The following is a 12,082-nucleotide window of genomic DNA, read 5'->3' on the forward strand; positions in this document are numbered from 1 at the left end:
CAATTTCTAGTTATGGGGTTTGTGAAAATCGTGCTTTGGTTTCTTTCTTGGTTTGGGTTTTCTGCTTCAGAAGCCGCTTTATTAGTTGAAAGTCTGCTCTGCTGCTTTGCCGTTCCAAAAGGTTTGTTTGGTGTTCAAAGCCTGTTTTCTACGGCGTTGTAAATTCCACGTGGTTTCAGTGATAGGCGCTTTGAAACTGCGCCTGGTTTCAGTTTTTCAAAACACGTAAAGTCAGTGTTGGCAAAGCGGTAATTAACTTCAGATAAAAGCGTCAGGTCTGGCAACTAACAAAGCATTTAAGAGGGATTTACAACGCTTGGCAGTTTTGGTTTGAATCAGCTTTAGTGTTTACGGCACAATAGCTTAGGTTGGGTGGTGGCGTTGCTCACCCCTTAATGCGGCGTTAGTTTGCAAGAGGAAAAACGCAGCTATATCGCAAGATCTAGTGGTAAAAGCTCAAAGTCGAAATTGTCGTATCGCGTTTAATTTCAGTGTTAACTAGCGTGGTTAAAATCCAAAATTGGCATCGTTTCAACGGTTGATTTGTTCTTTGGTGCGGTGACTTTGGGGTTAACTGAGTCGAAGTTTTTGCTGAAACTCTGCTCGTTGAGTTTGTTGGTATAAAAGACGATCTACTCGCTGAAATGGCGTTTCTCTGTTGTGGTAAGTTCATGTGGTTTCAGTGGCTTTGTTGAAAGTCCGTATTGTGAGGTTGGCTTTCCAAAAGCGCTTTTTGGTGTTGTGAATTCGTTTTCTGCGGCGTTGTTTGTTCCACGTGGTTTCATTGACTAGCCGCTTTTAGACTACGCCTGACTTAAGTGCATCAAAACACATAAAGTTTATTGTTTGCAAAGTTTAAAATGACTTAAAATCAACTCTTTGTGTTTGCAAATTAACAAACTGCTCAAGAGGGATTCGCAACGCGTGGCATTTTCACTATGCGTTGGTTTAAGTGATTAAGGTGGTGTGCGGTAACTTTTGTGTTGCGTTGCTCACCCCTTAATGCGGCGTTAGTACGGGTTTGACATCAAAGGTCATAAGTTTTGGTGTTTATCTGTTTTGGTGCTCGTCTTTACACCTTTCAGTTTGTACCTTTCACGTTCTTTCCGGTGGCACTATGTGTGGAGTGTTCGCTTTGATTTCAACGTTTACGGCTTCTAACTCTTAGCCTATTTCTTTGGCGCTTTTTCATTTTCGTGGTGGTTTTTAAGAGAACCTTGATTACTTTTGGTGTGGCTGTTGAAGTACGAGGAACGAATCCTTTTCTAAGTTAAAGCTAGTGAAAGTAGGGCAGTTCAGTGCGTTTTTCTTCTAGCCAACTTTTATCTTTCAATCGAGGTAAAGTTTTGTAGCTGCCCGTCTCACTTCAGTGTTCAAAACCTTTCATATCATGCCACTTTTCAATATCTTGGAGTGAATAAATAGAAGTAGCGCATGTACTAACAAATTTCTTAAGAGTGATTCGTAACGCGTGGCATTTTTACTTTGCGGTGGCTTATGGTGATTAAGGCGCTGTGCGGTAGCTTTTGTATTGCGTTACTCACACCTTAGCAAGGCGTTAGGAGGGATTATTTTGAAGCGATTTTTACTAGCAGCTTTATCCATAGTGTTTTTGACAAGTGATTCAAGTTCTTGCAAAAGCAGAAACGACCCTAGTAGTCCTATAAATATCGCAATTTATCAGATGATTGAGGGAAAAAGCAGCTCGTATGCTCAACGTTTGTTGAAGAAGGGAATGGACGTTAATACAGTCAATTCATGTGGAGCGTCACTATTACTCATGGCGTCATTTCTTGGTGACCATGAACTGGTAAAAACTTTACTATCAAGTGGTGCGCTCCCCAACATACAGAATTATGAAGGGAATAGCCCAGTTTTTGCATCTGCTAACTTCTCCAATAACAAAATATTAAAGCTACTTCTTGATAATGGAGGTGATCCCAATTTACTTCTTACTCAGGAGTATGTTTACAACTCACCATTAATGATTGCTGCAATCAATGAGAATATTGAAGGTGTTAGGTTATTATTAGAGGCGGGAGCCGATTGTAATTACCGCAATCAATTGGGAAATTCAGCAAGAAAAATTGGTGAGGCTTCATTGAATTTAGAGCTGAAAGCATTGCTTATGGCGTGCGAAAATCCCACCTAACAAACTGTTCAAGAGGGATTCGCAACGCGTGGCATTTTTACTATGCGTTGGTCTTAGCGATTAAGGTGGTTTGCAGAGGCATCGGTATTGCGTTGCTCACCCCTTAACAGGGCGTTATGTGAATAGGAGGTTCCAGTGAACAAGGTAGTCAAAGAACGCTTCGATGAATATCCGGAAAATGCTCGTATTAGGCTAGAGGAGCTACGAAATCTAGTCTTTCAAATCGCATCTGATTTGGAGCTGGGTGAAGTCGATGAAACTCTAAAGTGGGGAGAACCTAGCTACAGTGTAAAAACAGGCAGCCCGCTAAGAATGGACTGGAAGCTGAAATCTCCTAATAATTATTACCTGTTCTTTAATTGCCAAACTAAGTTAGTCGATACATTTAGAGAATTGTATGGTGAAGAACTAGTGTTTCAGGGAAACAGAGCAATAGTTCTGTCCTTATCGCAAGTGTTACCAGAAACAGCAATCAAGTCCTGTTTAGAGTTAACTTTAACCTATCAACAGCGGAAACATTTACATCTTTTAGGCGTGTGAAAAATTCACATAACAAAGCGTTCAAGAGGGATTCCCAACGCTCGGTATTTTGGGTTTGATTCAGCTTTAGTGATTACGGCACAATGGTTTAGGTTGGGTGGTCTGCGTTGTTCACCCCTTAACGCGGCGTTATGTTTCCGAGTAACCCAGAGCTATTCAAAGAGGTTAAATTGAAATTCATAAAACTCTCGATCTTAATTTATATTAGTGTGTTTGCTTTCCAACTAATTACTCATGTTATCTTTCCGGAGACTATTGGGCGACACGAGTGGGTTTCTTGGGTGGTAGTAACGCTATTGTGTTTAGGCATGCTTGGCCTTTGGTTTGCACCAGCGGTCGTCGCGTTCCGTGCCAAACAAATTAGACATCGAGTACTGGTAATTTTGTTGTCTTTGGGACTCCCTTTAGTGGGTGGTTTCATAAGCTACTTTATCTTGAAAGGCGAGCTTAAGTATCAAACATACACATAACAAATTGTTCAAGAGGGATTCGCAACGCGTGGCATTTTTACTATGCGTTGGTTTTAGTGTTTAAGGGGGTACGCGGTGGCATCGGTATTGCGTTGCTCACTCCTTAACAAGGCGTTATACGAATAGAGGGAATTTATGTACAAGAGTACTGATTTTAGCTTGGATTCAAAAGAGTTCAGGTTTAAGAAAGACTCATATCCTTTGTCTAAGATAAACAATGCTAGGGTTAAAAAGTTAAGTTTTCTTGATAATTTAGGTCAAGTTTTATTCTGGGTGTGTGTTTTTTCAGGGGCAGTTTGGTTAGTTATTCCAAGGTTGGAAGAGGTACCACAATGGCTACTAGTTTTAGTTCTTAGTCTGACCGTCGTAGGTTTGGTCTTTGCTCTTTTTCGTTGTTCTAAATATGCACTTCAAGTCGAGTTTCGCCACATAGATGAAACGGGCGTTCAATGGGTTAATGTTGCTAAGTCATACTCAAAGTCAGATTGTGAGTTATTTGAACAGCAAGTGTTGGCACTGAAGAAATTCGTATAACAAATTGTTCAAGAGTGATTCGGCACGCGTGGCTTTTTTACTATGCGTTGGTTTTAGTGATTAAGGTGGTATGCGGCAGCTTAGGCATTGCGTCGCTCACCCCTTAACAAGGCATTAGGCGACGGGCAGGAAAGTTCTTTGTTCTCATCTTCTTAGTTCTCTTTGAGCATTCGTTTTTCTAAGTAGGCAATTCAACATTGTCGGCTCCAATTCTTGAATCTCTCTGGCCGTAAAATATGCAAAGGTTCGCGGGTTGCCTCATTGGTTTTCACAATCGGTTAGTTGTAAATCTCACTGGCTCAAAGTGTGATAAGGGCAGGTTAATCGAGGCTTTCGCTCTCGCTTTAAGTTTGCAGTTTTGGTTTTTTCGGGCTCAAAACCTACTTTGTTGCTGAAGGCCTGCATTCCGTGGTCGTTGGAATCTTGGCTGAAACATAGTGATATTTGTGGTTCTTGAATCACAAAAAGTCAGTGGGTGTTTGGTTGCTTATTCGGTTTCGGGTAATCTGTTTTCAAACAGCCTTAAACCCTGGTGGGAAACTTCGCCTAACAAGGCGTTTAAGGCGGATTCACAACGCTTGGCGATCTCAGTTTAAAGTGAATTTAGTGTTTAAGGTGCAATGGGTTAGGTTCAGTGGTTAGCGTTGTTCACCACTTAACGCGGCGTTATGTTTTTCTTCCCAGGTTGAAGTTATGGATTTTGAAAGTAGCCTTCTCGATATTCATCACCTATACGGCAATCAGCTTTCTGATGAGCTTATAGAGTTTTTTACTGCTTATGCTGGTAGTGAATTATCCGAATTAGAAATTGAACTTACAGTCAATTACTACGGAAAGATCACTCAGCAAGAATCTCTTGAAAAGATATGCAGTAGTCGCGAAGTTATCGAGATTCATCAATATCTCGGTTTCTTGGAAGATTATGTGGTGCACTTTGAAATAAGCAAAGATTTTGTAGAAGCACAACATTTATACCCGGTTGCTTTATCGTATGATTCTTTATACTTAATTTCCCTGTCGGGAGTACACAGCGGGAAAGTTTACCATGCAGACAATGGTGACTTCGGTATTGGACTGGTATGCAATAGCCTAAAAGATTTTAAGAAATTAGTTGGGTTGTTGTAACTAATTTCTTAAAAACACAACAAAGCATTTAAGAGTGATTCCCAACGCTTGGCATTTTCAGTTCAAGGTAGGGTTTCGTGTTTACGGTGCAATGGTTTAGGTTAAGTGGCTGCGTTGCTCACCACTTAAGCGGGCGTTATGTGCTTTCGGAGAAAACGATGAATAAGTGTCTAATCATTATATTAGCTAGTCTTTCGTTTGGTGCTCTTGCTAAAGAGGAGTCCATTGACTGTAATAACGCGATGACCACAATCGAGATAAATCAATGTGCCGCTATTGAATTAGAGTCAGCACAAGTTAAATTAGATAAATATCTAAGCACTAGCTTTGAGCACAACTCTCATGACCCAGAACTGATCGCAGCAATTAAGCTTGCTCAACAGGATTGGCAAGCATATATATCGTCCCACTGTGATTCGGTTTATGCGCAATGGCGTGACGGAACTATTCGCGGAATTATGGCGATATCGTGCAAAACTAAGTTAACTAAACAAAGAACGCACGAGTTATGGGAAAACTTTTTAACTTATATGGACAGTACACCACCAGTTTTACCAGAGCCAAGTGTAGAGTAGGTTTCAACCACGCACATAACAAACTGTTCAAGAGGGATTCGCAACTCGTGGCATTTTTACTATGCGTTGGTTTTAGTGTTTACGGTGGTATGCGGTGGCTTCGGTATTTCGTTGCTCACCCCTTAACAGGGCGTTAGTCGCCAGAAAAAGCTAGCAATCAAAATCATGTTTCTAAGCTCAAAACTTGGCTGCTGATTGTTCGGTTCACAGGTTAGTTTTGTAACTGTCCTAGCGGTTGTTTTGTCTATTGGTGCTGACAGAGCAGGGCAATCGAGAGTCTGTTTTTGGTTGCAACTCCGCTCGGTGAGTTTGTTGGGTACAAAAGCCGATGTACTCGCTGAAATGACGTTTTCTCTGGTGTTGTCAGTCCGTTTTCTACGGCGTTGTTTGTTCCAAGTGGCTTCATTGAGTAGCCGCTTTGAGACTACGCCTGACTTAAATGCATCAAAGCACATAAAGTTTGTTGTTCGCAAAGTTTAGTTCGGCTTAAAATTGTCGCTCGGTGCCTCGCGACTAACAAACTGCTCTAGAGGGATTCGCAACGCGTTATAAAACAAGGAGTAGACCATCGATATTTTACTCGCAAGGTCAGCTGAATACGAGAACTATGTTGACTATATACTAAGGCAACCGCTGTATGATAGTTCTGATAGGATTCGAGTAAGCAAAATAATGTGCAGCGTATCCTTGGAGCATGCTGAAAGTTTAAAGATTCTGCTCGCGACAAGAAACTTCACATCTGCTCTTGGACTCTTGAGGCTTCAGTTCGAGAGTCTAGTCCGGGGAATGTGGGTGTTGTATGCTGCAAGTGACGTAGCAGTAAGCAAACTAACTGCAGAGTTAAATGAAGAAAATCAAAGAAGAGCTAACAACTTGCCGATGTTGAGCGAAATGATTAGCCAGTTGGAGAAGAAGGCTCCCAAAAATGCAGTAGATCCTATTCTCGAGTTCAAAGAGTATTCTTGGAAACCGCTAAGCTCATACGTTCATGGAGGCTTACATGCTGTTGATAGACATAGCAAAGGGTATCCAGTTGCTATGCTAGAACAGGTTTTGAAAGCATCGAATGGTGTTAACGGCTTAGTTGCCGTATTTGGTTCTATCCTCACAGGTCAAACGAATTTGACTCAAGAAGTATATAAATCATTTGAAACATATGCAGACTGCTTTCAGATGAAGGGACCAATTGTTTTATAACAAAGCATTTAAGAGTGATTCCCAACCCTTGGCATTTTCATTTCAAAGTTGGGTTTTGTGTTTACGGCGGTAAGGTTACGTTTCGTGGTAGCGTTGCTCACACCTTAATGCGGCGTTATGTGACTAATTAGGATTGATTCTGATGAAGTGTAATAAATGCAATAATTATTTCGATATTAAAGAGCTCAAACAAGTTGAGGAGTCCTTATTTTGTAAAGGTTGTTTTTCATCTTTGTTGGATGACGCTCTATCACCGAAGAATATACGAAATAAATTGCCTATCAATAAAAAAGTGAACTCACGCGTAAAAGTCCCAGATTGGGAAGAGTAGAGTTTACTTTCTACATGATAGTCGTTTGGTTGTTCTTACCAGTTCTCACACAGTTCATAATATTTAAGTTCTTGAACTATCCAATTACCCATCAACTTTTGTCAAAGGACTTAATTCTTGTGCTAGATAGTTTTCAACCATTGGAAGTTGTGCGCGTGGGTAGTGGCTATAGTGGAATTTACAACGCAATGAACCTCTGGATGATTCAGATTCCAATTTCTATAATTTATGCTCATGGTCGATTAAAGGATATTGGTTGGAATCCTGCATTATCTATAGTGTTAGGTCTCCCTGTAATCAACTTATTACTTTGCTTTTGGAAAGGAACTAAAGGAGAAAATAATTATGGTTTACCTTCTGGTGAAGCTGCATTAGGTAAAAAATAGTGGTCTACGCTTCACCCATAATTGTCCCTGTGGCTTTGTCAATTTTTGGTATCATCCTGTACGGTTGATGTCGTCATATAACAAACTGTTCAAGAGTGATTCGCAACACGTGGCATTTTCACTATGCGTTGGATTTAGTGTTTAGGGTGGTATGCGGCAGCTTTGGTATTGCGTTGCTCCCCCTTAACAGGGCGTTAGTTGCCAACGAAGAAAAATGTACCTAAAGAAGAATGTTTAGGGCTAAAGTCCGTGTGTATTTGCTAGGCTTTCTTATTTCCATTTCTAGTTATTTGAGGTTGTGAAAATCGTGCTTTGGTTTCTTGTGTGGTTTGGATCTTCTGTTTCAGAAGCCGCTTTGTTTGTCGAAAGTCAGCTCTGTAACACCGTCTGTCTAAAAGAACTTTTTTGTGTTGTTATTCCGTTTTCTAAGGCGTTTTGAGTTCCAAGTGGTTTCAGTGACAAGTGCTTTGAAAATGCACCTGATTTGAGTCTTTCAAAGCGCATAAAGCCAGTGTTGGCAAAGCGGCAATCAACATCACATCAAAGCTTTAGGTTTGGCAACTAACAAAGTATTCACGAGGGATTAACAATGCTTGGCCGTTTTGGTTTGAATCAGCTTTAGTGTTTACGGCACAGTAGCTTAGTTTAGGGGGCGTTGTTCACCCCTTAACGCGGCGTTATGCAGCCACTTGAAATTCATTTACAATTATAGATTTATTAAAAGAGATGTAAAATGTACAAGAAACTAATCATTCTTAGCTTGCCTATTCTACTGGCGGCATGCGCAGCGCCAAAATATACAGTTGAAGCTATTTCGGAAGAGAACCAGAGCAAGGAAATTACTATTGTAAAAGATGACGCCACACGAGATGTTTTCTTGGACTCGGTACAAGAATGGTGTTTGGATACAGCACATAAATGTACGGTTGTAAGTGACGGAACTCTTCCTAAGAGCTCTGAACTTACGTTGACTTATGTATCGCGCTGGAGTTGGGACTTTAGAACGTTTATTGCAGATGCCCAAGTTAAGGCATATAAAAACAGTGAAAAAGTTGGCGAAGTAGAGTTCAAAGCGCCAAATAGTGCCAATTCAGATAAGTGGGGAAATGACAATAAAAGAATCATCGCGATGATGGATTTACTGTTTGGGAAACAGTCGGTTAATGAAGCTCAGTACAAAATTAAATCGGGCGAAATGTAGCGACGTAACAAATTGTTCAAGAGTGATTCCCAACGCTTGGCATTTTCAGTTCAAGGTTGGGTTTAGTGTTTTAGGCACAATCGTTTAGTTTGGGTGGTAGCGTAGTTCATGCCTTAACTGCGCGTTATACGCTTTACGAATTGAAACATGGAGAGTGTAATGGTTGTATATGGAGATTTGCAGTCAGGTAACTGCTTAAAAGTAAAATTACTATTGTCATTCCTTGGCATTGAGCACCAATGGAAACACGTTAATATCTTAGATAACGAGACTAAAACAACAGAATTTTTAGCCCTCAATCCAAATGGTAAAATCCCGACAGTCGTTTTAGATGACGGTCGAGTACTCTGTGAGTCCAATGCAATATTGGGGTACTTTGCAGAAGATACGCCTTATCTATCTAAGGACAGTTATCAAAAAGCAAAAATGTACGAATGGCTTTTTTTTTGAGCAATACTCACATGAGCCTTATATTGCAGTAGCGCGTTTTATTCAGAAGTATCAAGGTATGCCGGAGCACCGTCTAGAAGAATATAAATCACTACAATCAGGCGGCCATAAAGCATTACAAATCATGGAACTACAGCTGTCAAAAACTAAGTTCTTAGTTGGTGATAATATTTCTATTGCTGATATCGCACTGTATGCTTATACCCATGTCGCAGATGAGGGTGGTTTTAACCTAGAAACTTACCCAAATATCGAGCGTTGGATTGGGGTAATTCGCAAGTTGGACGGTTATGTAGGTATGTATTAACCACGCGCATAACATAGCGTTTAAGATAGATTCGCAATGCGTGGCATTTTAACTATGCGTTGAGCTCAGTGATTAAGGCGGTATGCGGGAGTTTCGGTATTGTGTTGATCACCCTTTAACGGGTCATTAGCCCTCAAAGGTCAAATATGGATATTTACCCAGAAATCGAGTTATCTAAAGCGCAGCATAATGCAATTGAGGCTCTGAGAAACAAGTCGTTTCCTGAACATCAGGTTGCTCGTTCTTACTATAAGCAACTCCCGCATATGAGAGTTCTGAAGTACGAAGGTGACCAGTTAGTTGGTTATATGGGATTAGACTACAGAGCTGTTCGCGTTGGTGATGAAATTTATAAAGTATTAGGTGTGAGTGACTTTTGTGTCGAGAGCACACTTCAAAGGCAAGGTATTGGCACAACAATGTTGTCTCAACTCAGCGAGTATGCGTCAACTAAAGATGTCGACTTCATCATTTTAGTCTCCGATTTGGATCGTTTTTATGTGGCGAATGGTTATGTGCGCCTTAACTCTCTAAGTTCTTGGTTGCGAGTTCATGAACATAAAAATTACGGTGTTGCTGTAGAGCAAGTCGATGATTTATATGTTAAACCTATCAGCGGAAAAATTTGGGCTGTTGGTCATATAGATTGGTTAGGGTATATGTACTAGTCTGTAGTGGGTTAATAAACTGTTTGAAAAGAAACGCTATACGTGGCACTTTCAATTCGCGTAGCTTATACCTTACGAGAGCGTTTTTCCACAAGGAGTAATATGTGATTGTAGTAGCAAGGTTTTCTTTTCCTCATGAAGCTCATATTGCGAGAGCAAGCCTAGATAGTGTCGGAATAGAAAGCCACATTGCTGACGAGCACACGGTGAATACTCAGTGGCTTTATTCAAATGCAATGGGTGGCGTTCGTCTGATGGTGGCCGAAAGTGATGCAGAAGACGCGAAACAAATACTTAGCAGTGATTTCTCAGAATCATTAGAAAATGAACTTGCCGTTGATGTAGGAAAAGATGTTTGCCCTAACTGTGGTAGTAAAGAGCTATATACATTTACAAAAGGTAAGCGTCCAGCTTTCTTAGTCTTTATTTTACTGGGTTTTCCATTGTTCTTTTACAAGCATGGTTACAAGTGTAAGCAGTGTGGGGAATTCAGTGAAAGGCTTTAATTTAAGTCGTTAGATAACAAAGCGTTGAAGAGATAATTTGCACGCGTAGCATTTTTACTTTGCGTTAGGTTGAGTGGCTATGCAGAAGTCAGAGTTCTGCTTACTTCCAAGAAAAGCATTATACGATAGTGAAGGGACAACATTGAATGAGTGAAATTAAAACAATAGAGCAGTTAAAAGAGATTTACGCAGAGCCAAGTGCGAGAGCTAAAAATAAAGCGTTGCCTGCCCTGGATGTTCATGCGATGACATTAATTAATAATTGCCATTTTGCAGTTTTAAGTACCGCCGATACTCAAGGCTATATCGATCTCTCTCCGAAAGGAGGGGAGCCTGGCTTCGTAAAAGTTTTAGATGAATCAACATTGTTGCTCCCTGATAGCTCGGGGAATAATCGTATAGATAGTCTAAAAAATATCATTAGTAACCCCAAAGTTGGGTTGTTATTGATGGTAAATGGTATTGATGAAGTACTGCGTATTAAAGGAATTGCAAGTATTCACACAGACTCCAAATTGATATCTGCTTGCCCCGATGGAAGTAAAGATCCTAAGGTTGTTATCAAAATAGTCATCGAGAGTATGTACTTTCATTGTGCGAAAGCGGTGATGAGAGGGAAACTTTGGTCTGATGACTATAAAGTCAATCGCTCAATTCTCCCTTCATTAGCTCAAATCTTTAAAGATCAACAAAAGTTAGAAAATAAAGCGCTTAATCACGAAGAGATGTTGAAATATTACCAATCCAGCCTTTAGAGCGAGTGTAGTAAAGTCTTTAAAAGGGAGAAAAATGCTTGGCTCTTTAGGTTTGACCTGGTTTACGGCACTATGGATTAGGTTTGGTGGGGATGTTATTCAACCCATAACGTTAGTCCACAAATAAACAATTGTTAGTCCAAATTTTAAAATGAAAAATGTAGAAAACTTTACTCTAGAAAATTACGTTTTGGCTGGTCCGGGAATTAGGTGTGTTGGACAAATGATTGACTTTTTTGTCAGTTTTAGCATTTTTACACTCGTTTTGTGGGGCGGCTTAGAAATCGGTATTGAAAAGGAACTTGTTCGCGCTACAGCAGTAACAGCGGCTGTATCGTATTACCTTTTTTCTGATAGTTTCCCAAATGGTCAAAGTGTGGGCAAAAAACTTTTGGGCATTGCAGTTATAAGTGCAAGAATGGGTAAAAGGTGCAATATTTTTCAGTCACTTTTTAGAAATATTATTACTCCATTCTTCGGTTTTATTGACTCAATTTTCATTCTTGGTAAAAAAGGCAACGGCTCGGTGATAAGTTAGTGAGAACAGTGATGGTAGTTCACTAGCTTGTTTAAAAATTGACAGCGCTGGGGGTTTGGGTTCAAGTCGGGCTTTGTTTTCAGGGTGGAACAGCTTCGCTTAGGTGGTGGCGTTGCTCACACCTCAATTCGGTGTTAGGCAATCAGAATCAGTACGTAATTATGAATAAAGAGCATTCCGAAGCTTTCATTTTGGAGATTGATAAGATTTTAGCCTTGAGCGGTTTCAAGTTTATCAAATCTAGACGAGTATGGCAGCGGTGGGAAGTGAATGGAGTCGTATCAGATTCCGCAATTTATGGGTTGTTAGCTAACCCTCTGGATAGCGCTTAATATCCAGCCTTAAAA

Annotated in this window: 12 protein-coding genes and 2 pseudogenes; all 14 read left to right on the forward strand. The window is 40.4% G+C overall.

What is annotated here, in order from left to right:
• Nucleotides 1–1,573 precede the first annotated feature (1,573 nt).
• Nucleotides 1,574–2,152 (forward strand): ankyrin repeat domain-containing protein, encoded by a 579-nt coding sequence (locus L3V27_RS08165; RefSeq protein ID WP_048625632.1) that lies wholly within the window; start codon nucleotides 1,574–1,576, stop codon nucleotides 2,150–2,152.
• A 135-nt stretch (nucleotides 2,153–2,287) separates the two neighbouring features.
• Nucleotides 2,288–2,692 carry a DUF1801 domain-containing protein gene (locus L3V27_RS08175; RefSeq protein WP_237311583.1) on the forward strand — a complete coding sequence of 135 codons (405 nt, stop codon included), beginning with the start codon at nucleotides 2,288–2,290 and terminating at the stop codon, nucleotides 2,690–2,692.
• Nucleotides 2,693–3,297: 605 nt separating this feature from the next.
• On the forward strand, nucleotides 3,298–3,696 hold the full coding sequence (locus L3V27_RS08185; RefSeq protein WP_237311586.1) for a hypothetical protein: 399 nt from the start codon (nucleotides 3,298–3,300) through the stop codon (nucleotides 3,694–3,696).
• Nucleotides 3,697–4,389: 693 nt separating this feature from the next.
• Nucleotides 4,390–4,821: a hypothetical protein gene (locus tag L3V27_RS08195; RefSeq protein WP_237311590.1), complete on the forward strand. Its 432-nt coding sequence runs from the start codon at nucleotides 4,390–4,392 to the stop codon at nucleotides 4,819–4,821.
• Nucleotides 4,822–4,979: 158 nt separating this feature from the next.
• Nucleotides 4,980–5,396 (forward strand): lysozyme inhibitor LprI family protein, encoded by a 417-nt coding sequence (locus tag L3V27_RS08200; RefSeq protein WP_237311592.1) that lies wholly within the window; start codon nucleotides 4,980–4,982, stop codon nucleotides 5,394–5,396.
• A 792-nt stretch (nucleotides 5,397–6,188) separates the two neighbouring features.
• A complete protein-coding gene (locus L3V27_RS08210; protein ID WP_226977472.1) occupies nucleotides 6,189–6,593 on the forward strand; it encodes a hypothetical protein in 405 nt (134 codons plus the stop codon).
• A 318-nt stretch (nucleotides 6,594–6,911) separates the two neighbouring features.
• A complete protein-coding gene (locus tag L3V27_RS08215; protein ID WP_267135708.1) occupies nucleotides 6,912–7,310 on the forward strand; it encodes a DUF805 domain-containing protein in 399 nt (132 codons plus the stop codon).
• 733 nt (nucleotides 7,311–8,043) lie between these two features.
• Nucleotides 8,044–8,511: an Sbal_3080 family lipoprotein gene (locus L3V27_RS08225; RefSeq protein ID WP_139059323.1), complete on the forward strand. Its 468-nt coding sequence runs from the start codon at nucleotides 8,044–8,046 to the stop codon at nucleotides 8,509–8,511.
• A 159-nt stretch (nucleotides 8,512–8,670) separates the two neighbouring features.
• A pseudogene (locus L3V27_RS23415) lies at nucleotides 8,671–9,268 on the forward strand (glutathione S-transferase family protein).
• 146 nt (nucleotides 9,269–9,414) lie between these two features.
• Complete coding sequence (locus L3V27_RS08245; protein ID WP_237311598.1) at nucleotides 9,415–9,936, forward strand: GNAT family N-acetyltransferase; 522 nt, start codon at nucleotides 9,415–9,417, stop codon at nucleotides 9,934–9,936.
• Between the two features lie 104 nt (nucleotides 9,937–10,040).
• On the forward strand, nucleotides 10,041–10,442 hold the full coding sequence (locus L3V27_RS08250) for a DUF2007 domain-containing protein (RefSeq protein ID WP_012841744.1): 402 nt from the start codon (nucleotides 10,041–10,043) through the stop codon (nucleotides 10,440–10,442).
• Between the two features lie 146 nt (nucleotides 10,443–10,588).
• Nucleotides 10,589–11,197 carry a pyridoxamine 5'-phosphate oxidase family protein gene (locus tag L3V27_RS08255; RefSeq protein WP_237311599.1) on the forward strand — a complete coding sequence of 203 codons (609 nt, stop codon included), beginning with the start codon at nucleotides 10,589–10,591 and terminating at the stop codon, nucleotides 11,195–11,197.
• A 151-nt stretch (nucleotides 11,198–11,348) separates the two neighbouring features.
• Nucleotides 11,349–11,735 carry an RDD family protein gene (locus L3V27_RS08260; RefSeq protein WP_237311600.1) on the forward strand — a complete coding sequence of 129 codons (387 nt, stop codon included), beginning with the start codon at nucleotides 11,349–11,351 and terminating at the stop codon, nucleotides 11,733–11,735.
• Nucleotides 11,736–11,965: 230 nt separating this feature from the next.
• A pseudogene (locus tag L3V27_RS23420) lies at nucleotides 11,966–12,067 on the forward strand (GNAT family N-acetyltransferase); the annotation flags it as partial.
• Between the last annotated feature and the right edge of the window lie 15 nt (nucleotides 12,068–12,082).

Origin of the sequence: Vibrio sp. J2-3(2022), from assembly GCF_021725735.1 — a bacterium.
GTDB lineage: Bacteria > Pseudomonadota > Gammaproteobacteria > Enterobacterales > Vibrionaceae > Vibrio > Vibrio diabolicus.

Excerpts from the sequence above, each read along its gene's own strand:
- L3V27_RS08185 (WP_237311586.1), top strand. The coding sequence starts at position 3,298 with ATGTACAAGAGTACTGATTTTAGCTTGGATTCAAAAGAGTTCAGGTTT.
- L3V27_RS08195 (WP_237311590.1), top strand. The coding sequence starts at position 4,390 with ATGGATTTTGAAAGTAGCCTTCTCGATATTCATCACCTATACGGCAAT.
- L3V27_RS08200 (WP_237311592.1), top strand. The coding sequence starts at position 4,980 with ATGAATAAGTGTCTAATCATTATATTAGCTAGTCTTTCGTTTGGTGCT.
- L3V27_RS08225 (WP_139059323.1), top strand. The coding sequence starts at position 8,044 with ATGTACAAGAAACTAATCATTCTTAGCTTGCCTATTCTACTGGCGGCA.
- L3V27_RS08245 (WP_237311598.1), top strand. The coding sequence starts at position 9,415 with ATGGATATTTACCCAGAAATCGAGTTATCTAAAGCGCAGCATAATGCA.
- L3V27_RS08255 (WP_237311599.1), top strand. The coding sequence starts at position 10,589 with ATGAGTGAAATTAAAACAATAGAGCAGTTAAAAGAGATTTACGCAGAG.
- L3V27_RS08260 (WP_237311600.1), top strand. The coding sequence starts at position 11,349 with ATGAAAAATGTAGAAAACTTTACTCTAGAAAATTACGTTTTGGCTGGT.